Genomic DNA, 21,897 nt, shown 5'->3' with positions numbered 1-21,897 from the left:
GGCGGCATTGTCTCTTGGCGGGTAATAAAGATAGGCAACAGATTGGATATAAAACCAAGTAGTTACAGCACTATTTCATACTTTTTTCATCGCAATGTTTGTATACTCTCTGCCATCGAAACGACTTAGCATTAGAGCAATGAACTACTTAATTACTTTCTTCAAGGGAATCGCCATGGGTGCAGCAGATGTTGTACCTGGTGTATCTGGCGGCACCATCGCGTTTATCACTGGTATTTACGATACGCTGCTTGAAAGCATTCGACGCATTAACCCCTCACTTTTCTCTATCTGGCGAAAAGAAGGGGTTAAAGCCGCGTTTAATCACATCAACGGATTCTTCCTAATCGCTCTGTTTGCCGGCATTTTCACCAGTATTGCAACGCTAGCAAAGTTGATTACTTGGCTTCTTGACACACACCCGATCCCACTTTGGTCATTTTTCTTTGGTCTGATTTTGGTCTCTGTGTATCACATTATTCGTCAGGTTGAGCAACGCGATCTTGTCCGCTTTGTCATTCTGCTCGTTGGTGTCGGGTTTGCTTATAGTATTACTGTGCTCAAACCTTTACACATGGAACCAACGGCCATTAACACCTTATTCGCTGGAGCTATCGCGATTTGTGCGATGATCTTGCCGGGTATCTCTGGCAGTTTTATTTTGCTGCTGATTGGCATGTATGCTCCTGTATTAGCCGCAGTGAAAGGTTTTCAAGTCGATACATTAGCGCTATTTTTGTCTGGCTGCGTGATCGGTTTACTGTCCTTCTCTCACTTATTGTCGTGGTTACTACGCAAGTTCCGTGATTTCACCCTGATGTTTTTGACTGGATTAATGATTGGTACGTTGCCAAAGATTTGGCCATGGAAAGAAACCATCACTTGGCGCACCAATTCGAAGGGCGAACAAGTGCCATTGCTACAGCACAACCTATCACCATTTGAATTTGAACACGTGACATCACAACCTTCTCAGTTAGTACTTGCTGTCGTGATGATGCTTGCAGCCATTGCTCTGGTTTTGGGTCTAGAGAAATTCGCAGATTCAGATAAATAACTTTGGTATCAAACACATACTGAACCAAATAAAAACGGAGCCAATTGGCTCCGTTTTTATCTATTGGCTAAGGGCAAAACATCTCAATTGAAAACTCTGCTGTATTTGATGCAATAAAGTCCGTCGCGTTACTAAGAAGCTGGTCACCGAGGTATAACGCACAATTTACCGAGGTCACGAGTTGGCGAGCGGCGCATCTGTGCTACGATGCTCGTAATGTTAAGTGATAAATGCTGAACCTTAATGAAACTGTTACAAATCGCCGCTGTTTCAGCCGCATTAGTTGCGGGATTTTATGCCCCGACTCTAATAAAAAGCTTTTCTTCTTCCACTCAAAGCAAGTCAATAGATGAATACTGCTTTCTCTCTACAACCTCTTGCGTCCAAGAAAATGTTACGATGACGCTAAACTCAGAAACTGCTCAACCCTTGGTTCCTACCACTCTAAATGTTGAGTGGCATACAAGCGATGCTAAGCAACTCATCCTAAGTCTTTCAGGAAGAGAAATGGAGATGGGTGAGCCTAAGTTTTTGCTGAAGCAAATCGCTCCTGGCCAATATCAAGGTGACATCATTCTCCCGGTTTGCACGGAGGATGCAATGACTTGGGTTGGTGAACTCAGTGATGGAGAGAGTACCGTTTACCCTGCTATAAAAATGCAAAGATAAGGAATCGTTATGAGCCGCAATTGGTCCCTATTTCTCGTAGCTGCTTTCGCACTCGGGTTTGGCGTAAAGAGCTATTTAGATAATCAAAAAACGAAGCCAGAGCAAGTGGACAGTTCCACCTCTCAACAAACGGTATTGTTTGGGGAAAATAACCAAGCCGTCAATATCTTCGATGTGAATGACCCTCGCATCCGAGTCGTCTATTTTGGCTTTACTCGCTGCCCAGACGTTTGCCCAACTTCTCTTGCAATGCTGGCAGGAGCACTGAATCAAATTGACTACGCGCAAAAAGCGCAACTACGCCCGATGTTCATTTCTTTAGACCCAGAGCGTGATGAGGCCGATGCATCAGCAAAATATGCCCATTACTTCCATCCAATGATTGAAGGCCTATCGGCACCACTTGATGTAACGACACCTTTGGCACACAACTATGGTGTCATTTTCCGCAAGACAGAATTGGAAGGCTCGGAACTAAAATACACGCTGGATCATAGCTCTTACTTTTACTTCTTGAAGCCGGATGGCACGTTAATCACTAAAGTACCACATACGCTCTCACCGGCACCGATTGTTGAAGCCATTTCAAAACTAACGACCGAAGACTCTTCAAATGACGGTTAAGTCAGTGCTGAAGCAATTTTTCAATTTCCTAACTCATACCAACCCCAATGTCGAACAAGACGTCGACACGATCATTGACGCCATTGGGGGCATAGAGAACCTGCTAGAAACTGGTGCATGTGCGACTCGGCTGCGTCTTACCCTCAGAGAGACGTCCGTCATCGATAAGAACGCACTCAAAAATCATGGCGCGCATGGCGTCGTGATATTGGATGATCGTCATGTCCAAATTATATACGGCTTAAAAGCCAACACGTATTCGCAAATTGTGGAAGAGCGCATCACAAAACAAAGTTAATATTTTTGCAGTATAGCTACCCTCTTTAAAAAACGGCGGCTATACTCTTTTGGCTTAATTAACTCACTTATTTATTAACCAACGAAGAGGACACAAGATGATTGTATTGAATAACACTAACTGGGCATCGCAAGGGTAACCCTAACAGCACCAACTCTGTGGCATAACCACAACTTCCCCTTCTCTGCCCGGTCTTCACCGGGGTCAACTCTATCCGAATTAGACCCTAATGCGATTTGTATTAAGGCGCTTTGTTGCGTCTGGGATAATTCAATAATGAATCAAACACATACTTTTTGTGACACATTAGTTTCAACTTCAAACCCTCTAAAACAATTGGGTTGGAAACCATTTTTTCAGCAACAACTGACATTAGACGATTACGACAACACTATCTTTGCTCGTGTAATTGCGCATCACCGAAGTGGTTATTTATTGGCAACAGAAACTGGGCAAGTTCATCTTAATGCCCACCATTCTTTACCCAATATGACCGTCGGAGACTGGGTAATCTTAAATGAAGATCAGCAATTTGTTCGCTTACTGGATCGCTTGAGCCTCTTTAGCCGCAAAGCCGCTGGCAGCAAAGTGGCAGAGCAACTCATCGCAGCCAATGTGGATACAGTGTTTATCGTCTGTTCCCTTAACGACGACTTCAATTTAAGTCGTATTGAACGTTATCTTTCCTTGGCTCATGAAGCCGAAGTCGAACCCGTCATCGTGCTTTCCAAAGCCGATTTGTGTGACAATACTGATGAACTAAAAAGCCAAGTACAGAAGCTCGACCCTCTATTAGCTATAGAGACAGTCAACGGCTTAGAAATAGAGAGTGCTTCTAAACTCATGACCTGGTGCAAAGAAGGACAAACCCTCGCTTTTATCGGTTCTTCAGGCGTTGGCAAATCAACTCTTGTTAATGCATTACTCGGGCAACAAGAACAGGCAACTGGGCATATTCGTGAAGACGATAGCAAAGGGCGACATACAACTACATCGCGCTCTATCCATCTATTACCTGATGGCGGCATCTTGATTGATACTCCGGGAATGCGCGAGCTTCAACTAGCAGATTGTGAATCGGGGGTCAGTGAGGCATTTTCTGACATTGAGGCGCTCGCTCAGCGTTGTCGCTTTGGCAATTGTAAGCACCAAACTGAGCCAGGCTGCGCAGTTCAAACTGCGATTGCAAATGGCACACTTGAGGTTCGTCGTTTCAATAACTATCAAAAACTAACGCGAGAACAAGCCTTTAACGGCGCGACTTTGGCAGAGCAACGAGCACAAAGTCGACAATTCGGTAAACTTGCTCGCAATGCCATGAATGATAAGCGCAGGCGCCAACAAAGTTATTAATTTGTTGCGTTTGAGTTGTCAATAAAATCAAAGGAGACGAAAGTCTCCTTTTTAACAACTTTATTAAAAACCATTACTCATAACTAATGATAATTTTCAACATAAAAATCTTATTTAAATAACATTGAGCAAACATTTAATCCAAAAACAAACTAAAACTAGACACAAAATATTACCAAGCTAAGATATGTGATATTCAGCAAGAAAATGGCTGAATTTATAAAAACAGGATAATTGATAATCATGTGTCTTAGTGACCAGAAGCAATGCTCACCCCTTGCAATACAAGGGCATTATCGCCGTGTAATGATGGACTATTGCCCTGCCACTCTGGCATAAAATTGCAGGAATGATGTATGCAACACAACAGCCTCGTTGCCCGATATGCTCGTGGTAACCTCGTCGTCCAGATCCTTGTCGGTATCGTCTTTGGTATTTTGCTCGCGACAATTTCTCCAAGCCATGCCGAAAGCGCGGGATTAATTGGTAGCCTTTTTGTCGGTGCGCTTAAAGCGATCGCGCCAATTCTTGTGTTTATTTTGGTTGCCGCTTCAATTGCAAACCAAAAGAAAAACCAACACACTTACATGCGCCCAATCGTTGTACTGTACCTGATGGGTACATTCTTCGCGGCGCTATCAGCAGTGGTTCTAAGCTTCCTTTTCCCGACCAATTTAACGCTTGTCACCGGCGCTGAAGGTGCAACGCCTCCTCAAGGTATTGCTGAAATTCTACGCACATTGTTGTTTAAACTGGTCGACAACCCAGTAAATGCACTAGTAGAAGCAAACTACATCGGCATTCTTGCTTGGGGTGTGGGTCTGGGTCTTGCACTACACCACGCATCGGCAACAACGAAGGCCGTATTTGAAGATCTAAGCCACAGCGTGTCTCACATTGTGCGCTTTATCATTCGTCTTGCACCATTTGGTATCTTTGGCTTGGTTGCTTCAACGTTTGCGACAACGGGCTTTAGCGCACTAGCAAGCTACGCACACCTTCTGGCGGTTCTTCTTGGCGCAATGATGATCATCGCACTCGTTGTAAACCCAGCGATCGTGTTCGTTAAAACCAAACAAAACCCTTACCCACTTGTATTCCGTTGTCTACGTGAAAGTGGTGTAACTGCGTTCTTCACTCGTTCAAGTGCGGCGAATATTCCAGTAAACATGGCACTATGTGAGAAGCTAAAACTGGACGAGGATACATACTCAGTATCTATCCCTCTAGGTGCGACCATCAACATGGCTGGTGCTGCAATCACTATCACAACACTAACGCTTGCAGCTGTGCACACTATGGGTATCGAAGTTGATCTACTGACTGCGCTACTTCTAAGTATTGTAGCTGCGGTTTCTGCATGCGGCGCATCAGGTGTTGCAGGTGGCTCTCTACTACTTATCCCACTTGCGTGTGGCCTGTTTGGTATCTCAAACGACGTAGCAATGCAGGTTGTAGCGGTTGGCTTCATTATCGGTGTGATTCAAGACTCTGCAGAAACTGCACTAAACAGCTCAACAGACGTTGTCTTTACGGCAGCAGTTTGTAAATCAGAGCAGCAAAAAGCTCAGTAAGACTGACAGAACAAATAGAAAGGGGAGCCGATGATGGCTCCCCTTTTTTGTTTAATTGCGCTCAATTATGCGGTGACCAGAGCCACTTCTTCAATCGGGAAGTGTTTGCTTGGCTCAACAAACTCTTGCTGCGCCGCAATAGTTTGCAGCTCCCACTCGCCTGCATGGTACGTTGCACTCAACACCCCGTAACACGCGTCGTGACAATGTTGGAAAGCTTGTTTAGGAGACCAGCCTTTTAAGAGTCCCGCGGTAAAGATAGCTGAAATAAGATCGCCCACGCCAACAGGTTGTTTAGCAAACTCAAATTGAGGACGCTTCGCAAGGTAAATGCCTTCTTGCGTAGCCAATAGCATGTTGAAGCTGCCATTTTCTAGGCAGTAAAGGTGCTTAACTAGCACCACTTTTGGACCTTTCTCTAGCGCACGTTGGCATGCGGTGATCGCATCGTCTAATGAGTGGATTTCCATCTCAGCAAATTGACTTAGCTCGAATTGGTTCGGAACGATCACGTCCGCCATTGGCATCAAACGCGTTAGAAGATTTTCAGCAATGCCCGGAGCCACAATGCAGCCTTTGTCTGGCGCGCCCATCACAGGGTCGCAAACGTAAAGTGCGTTCGGGTTCGCTTGCTTCACTTTCGTCACGGTATCTTCAACAGCAAGGCACTGCTCTGCGCTACCTTGGTAGCCCGTCAATACCGCTTGGCACTTTTCCAGCGCGCCGATGTTACCAAGTCCACGAACTAACTCGCTGATGTCTTCAGCCGCAAACGCTCGCCCAGTCCAGCCTTCTTGATACTGCGTGTGGTTAGAAAATTGAACGGTATGAATCGGCCATACTTCGAAGCCCATGCGTTGCATTGGGAAAACGGCACTGCTGTTACCAGCATGACCAAAAGAAACATGAGATTGTATAGAGAGGATACCTTGCATAGTACCTTACCTCTTATTGTAGTTATCGATAGTTCAAAGACAGCGGCAAGCGCCAGTTTTGCGAAACCAGTAGTGTATCCGACAAACCAAGATTCTCTAACTCAATTCTCCTCAATATCTTCAGAGTAAGTTGGAACGTTGGTTTTCAACACCATCTTCTTAATTTCCATTTTGTCTTTATTCAGTGCGATTTCTAGGGTATCTCCTTCCCTTATCCCGAGCTGAGCCAGGATTACGCTTGGAATGACTACGGCGGTGTCGTCACCGATTTTAACAGGTTGACTTATCATCTTTCGTCCTCCAAATGTCGAAAATGAGTTTTCACGTCATTGGATGTCTAGCCTCAAATACGTTGAGCTGACTTGGATTTGGCGTAACATTTTAAAGACAAAAGAAAAGCCTCAATCTTGAGGCTTCTGGATAAGATAGGTTATGGCTGAAGGAAGTTTTGAGTGAAATCGAGCGCATCTTTAGAGAGTTTTTTTTCGTTGGGCGATGTGCTTGCCTGGTCTTCTGCTGTTACCGTTGTCATCTTAGGCTGAAAATCTAGTGTTGATGTCTCCTCCCAAGCTTCGGAGGCGTCTTTATTCTCATCATTCAACACCGCATTGAGCTCCTCTTCCGCAGGAAAATACGCTTCGCGTTTGTACACTTTGTTAAGGGCTCGAATAATAGAGTGCTTTCTCACCATTCCTGAGGCCAGTTTTCTTTGCAACGGCTTCGCTATGGACTGCAATCCAACGACAACATCAACACCAATATTGGTTGCCACTTCATCACGTAACGTACGCGCAGGTTGGTAGCCCATATTGGCAGCAAGAAACAGCCAAACGTAAGCAATTGCATTACCCGTTTTACCTTTATCCTTCCACGCTTCGCCAGCATGATACATCGCTTTAGCACTGCCACCTTCCGCGGCCCGTTCCAGCCAGTAGCAACCTTTAACCATGCTTTTTTCTGTACCAATGCCATTTAGGTAACATAAGCCGACTTGGATCTTGCCATCCGCACTGTCTTTTTCCGCCGCTTTCATAAACCAGTAAAGCGCATCTGCACTGCGTCCTGCACTATTGTCTGGTGAAAGCTGCCACTCACCCATGTAAAGCATGGCATCAATGCAGCCTTCCTCGGCTGCGGTTTCAATCAGTTGGTTACCTTTGGGAATATTTTTTTCCGTTCCGCGACCAAAAACCAACGCTTTGCCTGTCGAAAATTTCGCTTCGGTATCCCCTTCCATTCCCGCAATTGCGGTACGCCAGAAGTTTGCCTGCTCTTTTAAAATCACATCTTCGCGCATGCGTTCACTTAAGCGAACAATGCCGTACATCCCCGTCACATTGTCCAATTTAGCTGCTTTATCATACCAATACAGCGCTTGACGAATGTTGTCCTTTTCGGCTTCTTTCGCTAGAAATAAAATGGTGGGGATATGCCCGGTTTCTGCTTTGAACTCTCGCTCTTTACGCTCTTGCTCTCGCGCTTTATGCATCGCCTTTCGATAAGCGGCTTCGCGAGCTTTCCTCTCTGCCTCGAGTCTCTGTTTCCGCATCGACAACGAGATCATCCACACAAATATCAGGACGAGTGAAAGGCCAGTTGCCGCAATGGCAATGCCCATACTACTCATAAATAGCCTCTTTTGGTTTCAGGGCCCAATTTAACTCCCTTTCAGGGAAATCTTATGATTACGCGCCGACATAACGCCGACTACCTTCATTATATAACGACCACTTAGCGAAAATCTGAAGCTGCGAAGACTTAATGGCGGTATTTTATTCAACATCACTGCAACTTATTTTTAAAAGAAAAATATAGCCCTCATTTTTATAGAACTTAATCACGGTTTTGGGGCTGAGACATTCTCATCCCCTATCATCCCCCCTTACTCATCCCATAAAAATTTACATTTTAATGATGTGCAGAATCTCTCACTATGCGCCTGTTTTATTATTTAATTTGTGAACAAAATCGACTGTGACAGAAAATTTGCACCTGTAAAAAACTTAACAGCCTGCTCTCACATTTTGCTGATGATTCAGTGTATTAGCATCTAATTGAACATTTCCTTTTTTGGCATCTGCCTTTCTAGCGTGTGCAAAACCTTCTTGATGATTGAGTCAGCGAAGGCAGCGCGCAGCTCAATATCAATTCAATAACAATGGATTTGTAAACGTGGACAATAAGACATTTAAATTATCAACAATTGCCAAAACCGTACTGCCTTTGATTTCCGTCGCGGTAATCAGCGGTTGTGGTAGTGATAGCACGAACGAAGATACGACGAACCCTGGCTCAGGCTTGTACCCTGCGGGAGAGAACGAAGTCGTCATTTATTACAAACGTGATGTAGCATCAGCTTCAACAGCAAGCGACTACGAAGGTTGGGGCTTGCACCTATGGAACGGTGAGGGCTGTACCAGCACAGATTTAGACGCAATGGGCATTCCGGGAACAGGAACGGATTGGTCTGCGCCACACCCATTCGATGGCATCAACGACACCTACGGTGCTTACTACGTACTGAAAATAAACCCAGACGCCTCTGACCCACACGAATGCATGAACTTCATTCTGCACAAAGGTGATGAGAAAGCGTTCGGCAGCGCAAACTCAAAAGTAGAGTTGACGAAAATCGGCGAATCGAAAGGTTTGTTTGGCTTCCACGGCAGCAGTGAACTTTACTACGAGCCAATAGAAGAGCGCCCTGTTGATATTGATGGTCAAAAAGCCCATTGGTTAGACGCCAACACCATTGCATGGGAAGCGGCGACCAGTGCGGATTCCATGAAGCTGTTCTACAGCCTTAGCAATGACATCAAAATGGATGAAGATAAGCAAATCTCTGGTGGTACAGCGGTTGAGCTGACAAAAGCTGGTGAGTTGTCTGATGGTCTGAAATCACGCTTCCGTCACCTTGCTAGCCTTCAAGCTGCGGGTATCGATGTCGATGACGCGACCTTGCGTACGATCCTGAAGTCACAAATCGTTATGGTGGCTTACAACGCAAATGGTGACGTCATTTCTGCAACTGAAGTGCAAAAACCGGGCGTTTTGGATGCGGTGTTTGCCGATTCCAAGGCAGGTAACGCGATCGGTCAAGAACTCGGTGCGATTGTGGAAGGCGGTGCCGCAACCTTCAAACTATGGGCACCAACTGCCCAAGATGTTGATCTGATAATCTACGATGAAAACTTAGCAGAAGAAGGGACCGTTGCCATGACGGAAGACCCAGCAACAGGTATCTGGGTTTCTGAGGCACAAAGCAACGTTGTCAACAAATATTATCGCTACCAAGTTAAGGTATACCACCCAACAACTGGCGTCGTTGAAACGCGTTTGGTAACAGACCCATATTCAATGAGCTTGTCTAAGAACTCACGATACTCGCAAGTGGTTGATTTAGATGATCCAAGCTTAATGCCTCAAGATTGGAAAAACTACGCACGCCCAACGGTTAAAAAAGACGAAGACCACGTCCTTTACGAGTCACACATTCGTGATTTCAGCTTTAACGACAGCAAAGGCACACCAAGTCTTGATGGCAAATATCTGGCGCTTACAGAACCTGAGCGTGAGTCTGTATCTCACTTACAAGCTTTAAAAGATGCTGGCCTAACAACGCTACATATCCTGCCTGCGTTTGATATTGCAACCGTGGATGAAGACGCTGACAAGCGAGTCGATATCACCGACACCGTGGGTAAACTTTGTGGCATCAAGCCAGAAGCCTCCATTTGTGAGACCGAAGATGACGGCAAAGTAATTGAAGAGGTATTAAATAGCTACGACCCAACAACGGGCAAAGCACAAGCGTTGATGAACGATCTTCGCATGCTAGACAGCTTCAACTGGGGTTATGACCCTTACCACTACACCGTGCCAGAAGGCAGTTATGCGACCGATCCTAACGGGTCTAAGCGTATTCTTGAGTTCCGCGAAATGGTTCAAGCGACGCATAAAATGGATCTGAAACTGGTCATGGACGTCGTGTACAACCACACAAATGCATCTGGTGTGAACGAAAAATCAGTACTGGATAAGATTGTCCCTGGGTACTACCACCGCCTAAACGTCAACACTGGCGGCGTCGAAAACTCAACCTGTTGTGATAACACCGCAACCGAGAACTTGATGATGGGTAAACTAATGGTTGACTCATTGATGGTATGGGCGGATGACTATAAAGTCGATGGTTTCCGTTTTGACCTTATGGGCCACCAGCCGAAAGATGTGATGGTTTACGCACTTGAAAAAGTCCGTGAAATTGACCCGAATACCTTGTTCTACGGCGAAGGTTGGGACTTTGGTGAAGTCGCGCAAAACGCTCGCTTCGATCAGGCGACACAAGTCAACATGGCGGGGACAGAAATCGGTACTTTCTCTGATCGTCTGCGTGACGCAGTTCGTGGCGGAAGCCCGTTTGATGGCGGTGTAGATTCTGAAGGTAAGCACCCACTTCGCTTTAACCAAGGCTTTGGTAACGCCGCTTACCCTAACGAAGAAACCAAAACTGACGCAGAGTCGGTGAATGGTCGTTTACACAACCAAGATCTGGTTCGTCTAGGTATGGCTGGTAACTTGGCTGACTACATCCTTCTTGATTACAAAGGCGAAACCAAGCTGGGTAAGAACGTTGATTACAATGGTGCGCCTGCAGGCTACACAAAAGTGCCATCAGAGAACATCTCTTACGTGTCTAAGCACGACAACCAAACATTGTGGGATAACAACGCCTACAAGATTGCGACAGGCACTTCATCTGCCGAGCGTGCACGTATGCAGTCTGTGTCCCTATCAACGGTGATGCTTGGTCAAGGCATTCCATTCATCCACATGGGTTCTGAGCTATTGCGCTCTAAATCTATGCAGCGCGACTCGTACGATTCTGGTGACTGGTTCAACCGTGTATTCTTCGACGGAAGCGACAATAACTGGAACGTTGGTCTACCACGTGAAGACAAAGACGGTGCAAACTGGGAGCTGATCAAAACCATCGTTGGTGACAGCACGGCGAAACCAGATTCAACCGACATCGAGCTGACTAAGCAACAATTCCTAGAGCTACTTAAAATCCGTAGCACAAGCGAACTGTTCCGCCTAGATACCGCGCAAGAAGTGATGAACCGTGTGGACTTCCGCAACGTAGGGAAAGACCAAGTGGAAGGCTTGATTGTGATGTCTATCGACGATGGTACATCAGCGGGTGCCGATTTGGATTCGAACTACGATGCTGTCGTGGCCGTTGTGAACTCAACATCAACTGAGAAATCTTTCAAAGTTGCTGGCGCAACTGGTTTCGAACTGCATGAAGTTCAACAAAACTCTGCGGATGACATCGTCAAAGGTGCAAGCTTCACCAATGAAACGTTCACAGTACCAGCACTGACAACAGCGGTATTCGTGCAGCCACAAAACGGCGCACAAGGTGCTGGCCTACCAGTAAACACGGATAACAAAGACGTATCGAGCATTCCTCCTTACGGCGAAACCGTTGTTTACGTGAAAGGCACGATGAACGAGTGGTCTGATAGCAGTGATTGGGCGATGACCTTTATTGGCAACGGTATGTACTCTGTAACTGGCGTTCTTGAAGCTGGTGAACACGAGTTCAAATTCGCGGACTCTGGTTGGGCAAATCCAAACATCGGTTGTGATATTGCGAATATAGCTTCTGGTTCACTAGAATTAGGTTCAGAAGGTAACTGTAAGCTGTCTGTTGCTGAAACAGGTAAGTACAACTTCACTCTGAACGCGCTACATGTTCAAGATGAAAGCGTAGAAAAACCGGTCGTGTCAGTGACCAAGTCAGCAGATGCACCAACATTCGGTGAAACAGCACTTTACTTACGTGGCACTATCACTACATGGGATGCTCCAGCACAAGACTCAACAGCGAAGTTCAGCTATGTTGCAAATGACGTTTATTCGCTAGACATTACCCTAGCGGCGGGCAACTACGAGATGAAAGTTGCGAGCGCAGACTGGGCAGCAGACACCAACTTCGGTGGTGAAGGCAGTGTTGAGCTTGGTAAAGCGCTGACGATGGAAGCCGGTGGCGGTAGCGCAAACCTAAAAATTGCGATTGCAGAAGCAGGAAACTACAACTTCCACTTCAATGCGGCTGACAAGTCGGCGCCAATCGTGACGGTAACGAAAAACTAGTTTCATTTAAAAACATCCGTAATGAAAAAGGGGAAGCATCACGCTTCCCCTTTGTTTTGTTGGCGTCACTAAATGGTGGATACCAAAATCAAAAAGGTGTTAGTTTCCCCAAATCTGTTCAACAAACTCAGGATGATCAATGAATGGATTACGATTGCCCTGAAAATCAAACACTTGTTGATTGCGGTTTCGTTCTTTTTCACTAACGGGATCATTTTTGTGCCAACGTTTCAGCATGTTTAACATCCAAGGTTCAAAAACCGTTGAACTTGAACCATCAAGGACAGCATCCGCATTGCTTGAATTGCCTTCCCAGTTACCTACAACATTTTCATAGCGGGTTGCCATGTAGAAATAAGCACGGGCGAAGTCGCCCTTAAACTCATCAATCGGCTCAAACACCGTACCGGAGTAGCCCAGACTAGTGCTTGCTTGTCCAAGTTTAGAGCCATTACTAGACACGTAGGTCGCGGTGCCCACTTCACCAAATGGCCAATTACTGCGCTTCGCGTTTACATAACCATCAGTTGCAAACAAGTGATGACCGTCTGAGTTCATCGGCTCAACCTTACCGCCAAACCAGCTTTTCGGAAAAGAGTGCTCACGGTTGTAGCAATCCCCTTCCGTTTTGTATTGGCCACATTGGTCTGTGACTTTGGTAAAGCTTACTGTATCGCTAGCAGATGGCTTTTCAGAATACATATCGAGAATAGAGCCATCATTTTCGTAATAACGATCAATATCGGCATCTTTTACCAAGGTCCAGACCGCAGAATAGCCTCGGCTGGAGTGATTATTGATAATGTTAAACAACGCTGTTTTTAGAGCGTATCCCGTCTTACCAGATGCCGCTTGATAGTAACCATCAACCACTGGTGGGGTCGTGGTTGAGTCACCTAACGTAAAATCGGTGGTTTCACTTTTCGAGAATTCAGCGCCAGAAGCAAGAGTCTTATCTCCCACCTTCAACGCGTAAGACCCCGAACCATTGCCACAGCAAATGCCGTCGCCATAGCTGTCTTGAATCGTGAATTGGTAGTTACCGTCAGCTAAGCACATGCTCTTTTCAATGGTGATTGCTGACTCATATCCCTGACCAGAAAACAGTACTTCAGCTTGGTTGTTTTTTAACGTCCAGCTAGTTTCTGAACCATAATTATCGGTTGTGAGAGTCAAGACCACTTGGTGATCACTACAACTTTCTACAGGAGGTTGTGTACTCGTCTCAGTCGGTTGAAAATTATCGACGTAGACAACTTCTGAGCCATCAAAACTGGCTTCATCGTAAAAACGCAAACCGACGTTGATGGTCTTGTTCGAGCTCGCTGTGTAGTTGTGCGCGAGCTCTTGCCACTGGTTTATCTGTTGTGGGTTCGAGTAATTGTGATAACCATCAACCACCAGACGTGCTTTTACATTTCCTTCGGTATGATAAACCGAGACAGAAAACGGATAGGTTTTCCCTTGCTCCACATTAATGGTTTGCAAAAAGTCGGTGTTGCTTTGGGTACCTGTATTCACGACGACCTGGGCAGCCAGGCCGCCCGATTTGATTTGTTCGCTGCTTGGCGACACTGTAATGCCCGCGTCAATCTCTGACCACTGCGTAGGTACATTGCCATTCCACTGTTCAAAGTCACCGTTGATAATTTGGCTATATGCAAACGGAGAGCTAACAGCAGCAAGGAGACAGAGGGAGTTCGTTATGGATTTCATTATACTTTTCCATTAGTTATATAAATCCCAAACACGATAAACATATTAGTGGGGCATAAGTAATCCTTCAGTCACATTTTTACGTTGCACAAGTGTTAATTTACTTTTTAATGTGCAGCTTATCTCACAAATATTCACCTGCTGAAAACAAACGCCAATACAAAAAGCGAAGCAACTTGTTGGCTACATCATCGTAAAACCATTAAGGGAAAAGTAAAACAGACAGAAAAAAGCCAAGTGTGCGCCTATGGGGGTCAGCAACAACACTTGGCTTGTTTATAAGAAAGCTTGTGGTCAGCTCAACTGGTGAGCATCAATTCTGGATAATTCCTTAAGGTTTTACCGCAAAGAATCGTCCTTGTAGTGGCGACATCAGAATCTGATATTGACCATTGCTCGGAGTAATTTTTTCATTCGTGAGCAAATCCACCAACTCACCAGTACCAACACTCTCCTGAGTAAGAGTGACGCTTCTAGCGCTCTCTAAGGTATTTAGCGCAAACAAGACTTTGTCCGAACCAGATTGTTTCAAGTCCACATAACTGCCGTTACTCGCAACTAAATTCGTGCGTGACCCTTGATAAAGTGCAGGATGCGCATCGCGCATTGTCATCAGCGATGTCACATAAGATTTGAGATCGGCTTGGTTTGCATCAAGCGTCGCCGTCACGCCTTCAATTTTCGCACTGCTGCGCGCAACGTGATCATCGCACAAACCTTGAATGGCACAGGTGCTGTTGTCTTCTTTTGCGGCAAAACCATCCACTTGATCCCCGATTTCATCACCGTAGTACAACGTGATTGGCCCGGTGTACGCCGCTTGGAAAGCAAACGCGGCTTTATGGCGTAACCAATATTCTGCATCATTCACATCCGCCAAGTTTCCGCGCTGTAACAAGTCACCAAAGCGCACTAAATCATGGTTGCCGATCATCAAATTCGGCTGCGCATGTGTTGGATATTGGTTGTGTGTGCTGTAGCCGTTGTCTAACCAATCCACACCGCGACCACCCACGCCGCTCTCATTCACGGCCAAAGTTTCAACGATGCGATATCGCATAGGGAAGTCAAACGCAGAGCACAATGCTGGATCGCTGTTCGATCCATACGCCTCATTCGCAATCTCAGACTCCCCTTTCCAAATCTCTGCCACCATGTAACCCAACGGATTCACTTGATCGCCTTTGCTATTGGTGTACGTCACACTTTGTGAGGCTTCATCGACGGCTTTACGAAGTTGTGTCCAAGCGTCTGTCGGAACTTGATAGGCTTGATCTAAACGCCAGCCGTCAATCTTGAGTTCTTTGATCCAATACGTCGCCACCTCTTTGTAGAAATCGAGACTGGCTGGGTAATCCACGGGATTGCTTGAGCCTGAAGGCAACAAGCCGGAAGGCGAGGGTTTGATCAAACCATTCTTATGGTGGCCAAATACGCCATCAAAAAATACGTACAGACCGCGTTTGTGTGCTTCTTCGACTAAAGTTTTCGCGGTCGCTAAGTCACCAAATTTGGGGTCGATTTTAAAGTAATCTGTCGCAAAATAGCCGGTGGCGTCCAAACGATCCGCCCAATGATCTTGTCCTGCTATCTCTTCTGACTCAAAAACTGGCGTCAACCAAATCGCATTCATCCCTAAGTCTTGGATGTAATCGAGTGAATCAATCACTCCTTGCAAATCGCCGTTATGATGGCTGGTGCCATAACCTGTACCGTGACCAATGCTCGCATCACCATCCACAAAACTCTCTACCATGATTTGATAAGTACGAAGTTGGTTACTTTGCGCCATGACATTGGCTTGGCAAGCATAACTGGTATCCGGTAGCGGAGTGCTGCTATTAGTGTCGCCACCACCAGAAGAATTACACGCAGATAAAGCACCAATCACACTTAACGCAAGCAACGATCGAGACAGGCGATGGTTACGTAGGATATTACGCATTTTATTCTCCCTAACTTACTCAAATAAACTACGGAAATTTGAGTAATAAAATTAACCCCGACATGTGTTTCATGCAGGGGTTAATAAATAAAAATAGATTTTAAATAATTGAATTGAATATTATTGGCACTTATTTACCATGACATGAACAGGTTTGCCTTTTCCTTCAAACTGAAGACTCCATACATATTTACCATCTTCTTTAATATCAACCGAAGTATCCGTACCGTAACCACCAAATGTTAATGGTGTTAATTCACCAACGTTCATTCTATTACCTTTTGCGGTAAATTGTGGGAACCACAACTCGGTCGCATACTGCATTTTGTAGGAGCCTACTTTTTCTTGAACCACGGCTTGGTAGAAATTATTCCCTTTGTAGGTGTATTGACGCTGAGGCACGTGTTTCCAATCGGAATCCGCAAAAGTACCCACCACAAATAGTGGTTTAGAAATAGGTCCTTTCGCTGTGCTGTCTGGGTTGTCACACGCTTTCATGAAAGCAACCACTTCGTCTTGAGACATATTAACAACTGGCTCTGTGGCCGCTTCAGGTTCTGCCGTCGATTGACAACCTACTAAGGCAACAAGTAGGGCAGCAGCAAGAGAGGTCTTCATCATGTTCATTTCACGTAATTCCTTTTTAGTATATCCAAAGCAAAATAAACTCAACGGTTAAAAGAAATATTAATCGTTATTAAAATGGAAATATCAAACGCCAAATAAATATCGTCAGATTGCGAATTTAAATCACTTCGAGAAGTTTGTTTATTTCCTAAGTACACAAAATAAATTAGGAACTGCCATTAATTATTGATCCAACCTATATAAAAAACAAAGTAATAAAAATAATTATGTGAATAAGGTAACTCTATGTAGGGGTATTTTTATTGGTTTATTTTCTATGAAAAAGGTCAGCATTTCGCTGACCTTTTTTATCTGATTATTTTCTATTTACGGCTTTCACAAACACTTGTTGCGCACCTTCGATACCCAGTTCTTTTGCTTCATCAAGCAAAGTGAGCGCTTTCGGAATATCATTCGCTGCGACTGCTGCTTCAATTGAGCTGTAGTAGTAGCTAGTAAGGTCCGTACCTTGGGGAATGTTATCGTTTTTCGCAACAATCTTAGTATTCACAATATCATTCGCGGATACCGAAAAGCGGAACTGACCAAGTGGGCTATGTTTCGCTAGAGGGTCTGCAATATCTGGCGGCTGAGTGTGGCGCGCCATGGCGAAGGCTTTTGCAGGGTGTAAAACTTGTGTACTTCCTTTTAGATCGGCGGAAGTCGTGTAAACCAACACATGCAGATCGTTACCTGTCATGTCTGGAATCACATTGAGATCAAGTACGAATTTATCATTGTCCAACAGTTTTGCTGGTTCGTACTTAAACTTTGAAAAATCTGCTTGGTAAATGGTTTCTCCTGCCGAGTTCATCACTGCGACATTAGGAGCATAAAATTGAAGTTCTTTACTTACGAATGTCTCTAATTTGATATCGAGACTGCCACGGTTACCTGGAAGAGCAAACGCTGCAATAGCGCCAGCACTGTTACCATCCAACAACATTTGGCTTTTATCAGTCAAAGCGAATTCAGTAACCACAGGCACGTTAAGCGGTACCCATTGAATATCACCCGATTGCGTGATCACTTGTTGCTGACCTTTTGGACTCATCTCTACTTGTTCTACAGACGCACAACCAGTAGCCAACATGCCCAGCAGTACGGGAGCAAGCCATTTTTTCATTACTGTCTACCTCGACTCTTTATTGTTTTTTAAATAAATACAGCCAGATAAGTTCTGGCTGTATCATTCTAGGACAATTTAGGACTTAGTGGTTAGATGATTACCACCAAGCTTCAGCTTGTACACCGAACTGGAACGTATCGTCTGAACGACCGTTGTCAAATGTGTTTGAATTGTCTTCTTTGTCAGCCGTTAGGTAAGAAGCGTAAACACGGATTTCAGGACGAGCCCAGAAGCTAGAGCCAGCAGACCATGCTTGAGCAACAGTTAGCTTACCGTATTTGTTTTCTTCGCCGTCGTTATCGTCGATAGCGTAACCAGCTTCGAAGATAGTTTTGTGGTTGTCATCCCATTTGTACATTGGACGAACAACAACAGACATTGTTTCCCACTTGTCTTGGCCAGCCCACATGTCTTCACCAACACCGTACACTAGCTGGTGACCCATTTCCCAGCTGTCGCCCATGCCGATTACACCCCAGTTGATTAGGCGGTAACCAGATGCACCGTTATCAGCTTCTGCGCCGTACCAGCTACCGTCGCCGTAGAATGCCATTGTTTTTGAGTAACCTTCAGTACCGTACTGAAGCACTGTTTTGTTGAAACCAGCGTCTAGACCTTGAGTCAATTCTGCTGTGAACATTACGCCGTTTTTCGCATCTTTAGTGCCGTTTGGCGCAGCGTCAGTTTCGTTAAGAATTGCGTAGTTCAAGCCCATTTCTAGAGAACCGTTGTCCCATAGAGGAAGACCTGCGTAACGTACGTCTAGAGTGTTTACGTTTGTTGCGCCACCATCGTTGCCTGGGTCTGCGATATCGCCGCGGTCGTTACGAACCCAAGCGAAAGAAACTTTACCAGGACCAGCTTCGATACCTTCAACACCAGCGCCCGCGCCAGAGATGTTCCAGTAGTAGAAGTCAGAGATATGAATGTCGTGACGTTGGTAGTAGCGTTTACCTGCCCAAAGCGTTGCTTCAGGAGCAAAGTTTAGTAGGCCTTTAGCTTGAACGTTGAACTGACGTAGTGCGAATTGTGCATCGTCTACACATTTCACTTCGCCGTTATCCAAACCACAGTTAGCAGAAGTGCTTTCCCAGTCGTTTGAACCGTTAGAAGTCATTGCAACCATAGAGTCTACGTAGAACGTTTTGCCGTTGTTGTTGTAAACTTCTTTACCTAGTTGAATCTCGCCGTAGATATCGCTTTCATTACCTAGACGACCGATCTTGTTCTTTTCGAATGTTAATTGTTGACCACCGTCAGCGTTCACGCCAACGCCAGCACGCATGTAACCGTGGAAATCCACTGCGAATGCAGAACCAGCAGCTAAAGTTGCAGCTACAGCAGCAGCAATTGCACTTACTTTTTTCATTCTTAACTCCATTAAGGGTATTTATAATTCTGTCTTCCCTGCTCACTCTTTTAGGTGAATATAGGCAGTAAAAACACACCTAAAGAAAGAGAGGTAAGATGGGAACGAATCCCCGTTTGTTTCAACAGTTGTGAGATTACCCGAGGCGTACAAGGATGACTTCCTCCGCCCTAAACTAATTTAAGGGGGATGAGAAGGGAGTAGAAAATTTACCGAATGGTGTTTTTTCGAGTCAGATCACCAATCTAGGGAGGAATTAGTAAGTTTGTTCGGTTTTGAGCCGCTACAAAGTGATAGCCATTTCATATTTTTGACTCTAAGCCGTCACATAAAGTAATTAAATTACACGAATATTTTTATATTTAGGGTGGTTGACCTTAGTAAGACAAAGTTTTTAACTTATAGTTTCCTAAAGGTAGCAATAAATATTAAATAAAGTATCTCCGATGACACGACTTCTCTCTCGCCCCTACCCGCTGGGCGCAACATTGAATAAAGAAGGCTGCAACTTCTCTATTCATGCTCCGGGCGTAAAAGACATTCAACTGGCATTGTTTGCAGACGATGGCAGCTACGAGCTTCACGGTTTACCGAATGAATACGCTGGCATACGTCATACTTTTATTCCAGATATTAAGCCGGGGCAAAAATACGGTTACCTTGTCTCCCACAAGGACGAGCCACTGTTAATTTCTGATCCGTACGCAAAATCAATAGATAAAGCCCTCCACTATCATCCTCCCTACTCTCCAGCCAAAAGTTTCGATATGCCGAAGTGCGTCGTTATCGAAGATGATTTTGATTGGCAAAACACGGATCACCCGCGTATACCCAGAGAAGAGATGGTGTTGTTTGAGACGCACGTCAAAGGGATTACCCAACGCCACCCAGAGGTTGAGGACAAGCTGAGGGGGCGCTATTTAGGTCTTGCATCACCTGAAATGCTGGCCTTTTACAAACAGCAAAACATCAACACGCTGCAATTGCTACCTGTCGCAGCATGCATGCATGAGCCTCATCTACTAGAGATGGAAAAGGTCAATTATTGGGGATACAACCCTTATCTCTTTATGGTGCCCGATCCGCGCTACGCAGAACAAGACGCCGTTACGGAATTAAAAACAACAATTCGCGAATTGCATAAAAACGGCATTGAGGTGATTCTCGACGTGGTTTACAACCACACTGCTGAAGGTGGTGAAGGGCCTACAATTTTCAACCTGAAGGCCCTCGATTCCTGTTTTTACATCAAACATGGCAACCACTTCGCCAATTACACTGGCTGCGGAAATACAGTGGATCTCACCTACCAACCAGCCTTAAACCTTGTGATGGATACATTGCGCTACTGGGTTAGCGAATTTAAAGTCGATGGCTTCCGTTTTGACTTGGCTGCAACGTTAGGTCGACAGGGCGATGATTACAACCCAGAAGCAGCTTTCTTTAAAGCCGTTGCGCAAGACCCAATTTTGCGTGAAACCAAATTGATTGCCGAACCTTGGGATATTGGTCCAAATGGCTACCAAGTGGGTAACTTTCCATTTGGTTGGAACGAATGTAATGACAAACTGCGTGATATTTCCCGCAGTTTTTGGCGCGGTGATCAAGGCTATTTAAAAGAGTTTGCCACTCGATTAATGGGCTCTCGTGACATTTATAGTGCAGCGAACTGGCCATACAAACTCACCGTAAATTACATCACGTATCACGATGGCTTCACACTGCAAGATTTAGTGTCTTACAAGCACAAACATAACGAAGCCAATGGCGAAGAAAATCGCGACGGTCACGGTGACAATCGTTCAGAAAACTACGGTGTTGAAGGCGAGACGGAAAATCTGATGATTATCGCCACGCGTGAAAAGCAAAAACGCAACCTTATTGCTAGCTTGCTGTTTGCCTTCGGTATCCCACACATTCTCACTGCTGATGTTCTGTCTCACACCCAAGGCGGTAACAATAATGCCTATTGCCAAGATAACGAAACCAGTTGGCTGAACTGGGAAGAGACAGAACGTAAGCAACATTTCAAAGCATGGATGTCACAAATGGTCGCCAACCGAAATCAATACATGTTGCCATTTATCCGAGCTTTCAGTGGCGAGAATCGCAATAACAACCGTATTTTCTGGCGCCGTACAGACGGTCGCTTAATGGAGCACGATGATTGGAACCGTTTAAGCTCTGTCGCACTTCACCTTGGTATCGGTAAAGAAGGGCAAGAGCTGGTCTACCTCATCAACCAAACTAACGCCACAGCTCGCTTTAAGCTCCCCAATGAGCGAAAGCAAGAATGGGGGACGATCTGTGATACAAACGTACGTAATCTCAACCCAGGACATGCTGAAGGCGAAGTCTTGCTGTCACCCACCTCGATGGTGATTTTGCACTATCAACCAAACCAAAGCACACCAAAAGGTGAGCAAACGCATAGCTAAG

General features: G+C 45.3%; 16 protein-coding genes. 8 read left to right on the top strand and 8 right to left on the bottom strand.

Annotated elements, in window-relative coordinates; genetic code table 11:
* Positions 1-139 precede the first annotated feature (139 nt).
* The 6 genes from R7E51_RS06940 (at position 140) to sstT (ending at position 5,575) form a co-directional block, all read left to right on the top strand.
* Positions 140-1,057, top strand: coding sequence for a DUF368 domain-containing protein (locus R7E51_RS06940; protein WP_031778872.1), 918 nt, complete (start codon positions 140-142; stop codon positions 1,055-1,057).
* Positions 1,058-1,300: 243 nt separating this feature from the next.
* Positions 1,301-1,726, top strand: coding sequence for a hypothetical protein (locus R7E51_RS06935; RefSeq protein ID WP_031778871.1), 426 nt, complete (start codon positions 1,301-1,303; stop codon positions 1,724-1,726).
* A gap of 9 nt (positions 1,727-1,735) precedes the next feature.
* A complete protein-coding gene (locus tag R7E51_RS06930) occupies positions 1,736-2,350 on the top strand; it encodes an SCO family protein (RefSeq protein WP_065275515.1) in 615 nt (204 codons plus the stop codon).
* Positions 2,340-2,648 carry a glucose PTS transporter subunit EIIB gene (locus R7E51_RS06925; RefSeq protein ID WP_005374825.1) on the top strand — a complete coding sequence of 103 codons (309 nt, stop codon included), beginning with the start codon at positions 2,340-2,342 and terminating at the stop codon, positions 2,646-2,648. The genes R7E51_RS06930 and R7E51_RS06925 overlap by 11 nt, the downstream gene beginning before the upstream one ends.
* A gap of 276 nt (positions 2,649-2,924) precedes the next feature.
* Positions 2,925-4,001 carry a ribosome small subunit-dependent GTPase A gene (rsgA, locus tag R7E51_RS06920; protein WP_005374823.1) on the top strand — a complete coding sequence of 359 codons (1,077 nt, stop codon included), beginning with the start codon at positions 2,925-2,927 and terminating at the stop codon, positions 3,999-4,001.
* A 356-nt stretch (positions 4,002-4,357) separates the two neighbouring features.
* On the top strand, positions 4,358-5,575 hold the full coding sequence (sstT, locus tag R7E51_RS06915) for a serine/threonine transporter SstT (RefSeq protein ID WP_005374821.1): 1,218 nt from the start codon (positions 4,358-4,360) through the stop codon (positions 5,573-5,575).
* A 65-nt stretch (positions 5,576-5,640) separates the two neighbouring features.
* On the opposite strand, the gene pdxY is transcribed toward sstT, so the two are convergent.
* From pdxY to R7E51_RS06900, 3 genes are all read right to left on the bottom strand, one after another.
* Positions 5,641-6,510 (bottom strand): pyridoxal kinase PdxY, encoded by an 870-nt coding sequence (pdxY, locus tag R7E51_RS06910; protein WP_042522192.1) that lies wholly within the window; start codon positions 6,508-6,510, stop codon positions 5,641-5,643.
* Positions 6,511-6,611: 101 nt separating this feature from the next.
* Positions 6,612-6,800 carry an AbrB/MazE/SpoVT family DNA-binding domain-containing protein gene (locus R7E51_RS06905; RefSeq protein WP_031780908.1) on the bottom strand — a complete coding sequence of 63 codons (189 nt, stop codon included), beginning with the start codon at positions 6,798-6,800 and terminating at the stop codon, positions 6,612-6,614.
* Positions 6,801-6,940: 140 nt separating this feature from the next.
* Entirely contained in the window at positions 6,941-8,137 is a 1,197-nt protein-coding gene (locus R7E51_RS06900; protein ID WP_206957634.1) for a tetratricopeptide repeat protein, read from the bottom strand.
* 545 nt (positions 8,138-8,682) lie between these two features.
* Between R7E51_RS06900 and pulA the strand changes: the two genes are divergently transcribed.
* Positions 8,683-12,672 carry a pullulanase-type alpha-1,6-glucosidase gene (pulA, locus tag R7E51_RS06895; protein ID WP_206957633.1) on the top strand — a complete coding sequence of 1,330 codons (3,990 nt, stop codon included), beginning with the start codon at positions 8,683-8,685 and terminating at the stop codon, positions 12,670-12,672.
* Positions 12,673-12,771: 99 nt separating this feature from the next.
* Here pulA and R7E51_RS06890 read toward each other — a convergent pair whose 3' ends face one another.
* The 5 genes from R7E51_RS06890 to R7E51_RS06870 form a co-directional block, all read right to left on the bottom strand.
* Positions 12,772-14,388: an endonuclease gene (locus R7E51_RS06890; RefSeq protein WP_206957631.1), complete on the bottom strand. Its 1,617-nt coding sequence runs from the start codon at positions 14,386-14,388 to the stop codon at positions 12,772-12,774.
* A 331-nt stretch (positions 14,389-14,719) separates the two neighbouring features.
* Positions 14,720-16,333 carry an alpha-amylase family glycosyl hydrolase gene (locus tag R7E51_RS06885; protein WP_017820115.1) on the bottom strand — a complete coding sequence of 538 codons (1,614 nt, stop codon included), beginning with the start codon at positions 16,331-16,333 and terminating at the stop codon, positions 14,720-14,722.
* A gap of 120 nt (positions 16,334-16,453) precedes the next feature.
* Positions 16,454-16,960: a hypothetical protein gene (locus R7E51_RS06880; protein ID WP_017634473.1), complete on the bottom strand. Its 507-nt coding sequence runs from the start codon at positions 16,958-16,960 to the stop codon at positions 16,454-16,456.
* Between the two features lie 316 nt (positions 16,961-17,276).
* Positions 17,277-18,086 (bottom strand): MalM family protein, encoded by an 810-nt coding sequence (locus R7E51_RS06875; protein WP_005374786.1) that lies wholly within the window; start codon positions 18,084-18,086, stop codon positions 17,277-17,279.
* Positions 18,087-18,186: 100 nt separating this feature from the next.
* Positions 18,187-19,458: a maltoporin gene (locus R7E51_RS06870; RefSeq protein ID WP_005374784.1), complete on the bottom strand. Its 1,272-nt coding sequence runs from the start codon at positions 19,456-19,458 to the stop codon at positions 18,187-18,189.
* A gap of 446 nt (positions 19,459-19,904) precedes the next feature.
* Between R7E51_RS06870 and glgX the strand changes: the two genes are divergently transcribed.
* Complete coding sequence (glgX, locus tag R7E51_RS06865) at positions 19,905-21,896, top strand: glycogen debranching protein GlgX (protein ID WP_206957630.1); 1,992 nt, start codon at positions 19,905-19,907, stop codon at positions 21,894-21,896.
* Position 21,897 lies beyond the last annotated feature (1 nt).

The sequence above is a fragment of the Vibrio sp. Vb1166 genome, from assembly GCF_033338695.1.
Taxonomy (GTDB): domain Bacteria; phylum Pseudomonadota; class Gammaproteobacteria; order Enterobacterales; family Vibrionaceae; genus Vibrio; species Vibrio alginolyticus.
Note: the sequence above shows the minus strand (reverse complement) of the source record. Positions and strands in the feature narration are given on the sequence as shown.

Excerpts from the sequence above, each read along its gene's own strand:
- sstT (WP_005374821.1), top strand. The coding sequence starts at position 4,358 with ATGCAACACAACAGCCTCGTTGCCCGATATGCTCGTGGTAACCTCGTC.
- R7E51_RS06940 (WP_031778872.1), top strand. The coding sequence starts at position 140 with ATGAACTACTTAATTACTTTCTTCAAGGGAATCGCCATGGGTGCAGCA.
- R7E51_RS06925 (WP_005374825.1), top strand. The coding sequence starts at position 2,340 with ATGACGGTTAAGTCAGTGCTGAAGCAATTTTTCAATTTCCTAACTCAT.
- R7E51_RS06885 (WP_017820115.1), bottom strand. The coding sequence starts at position 16,333 with ATGCGTAATATCCTACGTAACCATCGCCTGTCTCGATCGTTGCTTGCG.
- R7E51_RS06905 (WP_031780908.1), bottom strand. The coding sequence starts at position 6,800 with ATGATAAGTCAACCTGTTAAAATCGGTGACGACACCGCCGTAGTCATT.
- R7E51_RS06890 (WP_206957631.1), bottom strand. The coding sequence starts at position 14,388 with ATGAAATCCATAACGAACTCCCTCTGTCTCCTTGCTGCTGTTAGCTCT.
- R7E51_RS06900 (WP_206957634.1), bottom strand. The coding sequence starts at position 8,137 with ATGAGTAGTATGGGCATTGCCATTGCGGCAACTGGCCTTTCACTCGTC.
- glgX (WP_206957630.1), top strand. The coding sequence starts at position 19,905 with ATGACACGACTTCTCTCTCGCCCCTACCCGCTGGGCGCAACATTGAAT.
- R7E51_RS06930 (WP_065275515.1), top strand. The coding sequence starts at position 1,736 with ATGAGCCGCAATTGGTCCCTATTTCTCGTAGCTGCTTTCGCACTCGGG.
- R7E51_RS06875 (WP_005374786.1), bottom strand. The coding sequence starts at position 18,086 with ATGAAAAAATGGCTTGCTCCCGTACTGCTGGGCATGTTGGCTACTGGT.
- pdxY (WP_042522192.1), bottom strand. The coding sequence starts at position 6,510 with ATGCAAGGTATCCTCTCTATACAATCTCATGTTTCTTTTGGTCATGCT.
- R7E51_RS06935 (WP_031778871.1), top strand. The coding sequence starts at position 1,301 with ATGAAACTGTTACAAATCGCCGCTGTTTCAGCCGCATTAGTTGCGGGA.
- R7E51_RS06870 (WP_005374784.1), bottom strand. The coding sequence starts at position 19,458 with ATGAAAAAAGTAAGTGCAATTGCTGCTGCTGTAGCTGCAACTTTAGCT.
- R7E51_RS06880 (WP_017634473.1), bottom strand. The coding sequence starts at position 16,960 with ATGAACATGATGAAGACCTCTCTTGCTGCTGCCCTACTTGTTGCCTTA.
- rsgA (WP_005374823.1), top strand. The coding sequence starts at position 2,925 with ATGAATCAAACACATACTTTTTGTGACACATTAGTTTCAACTTCAAAC.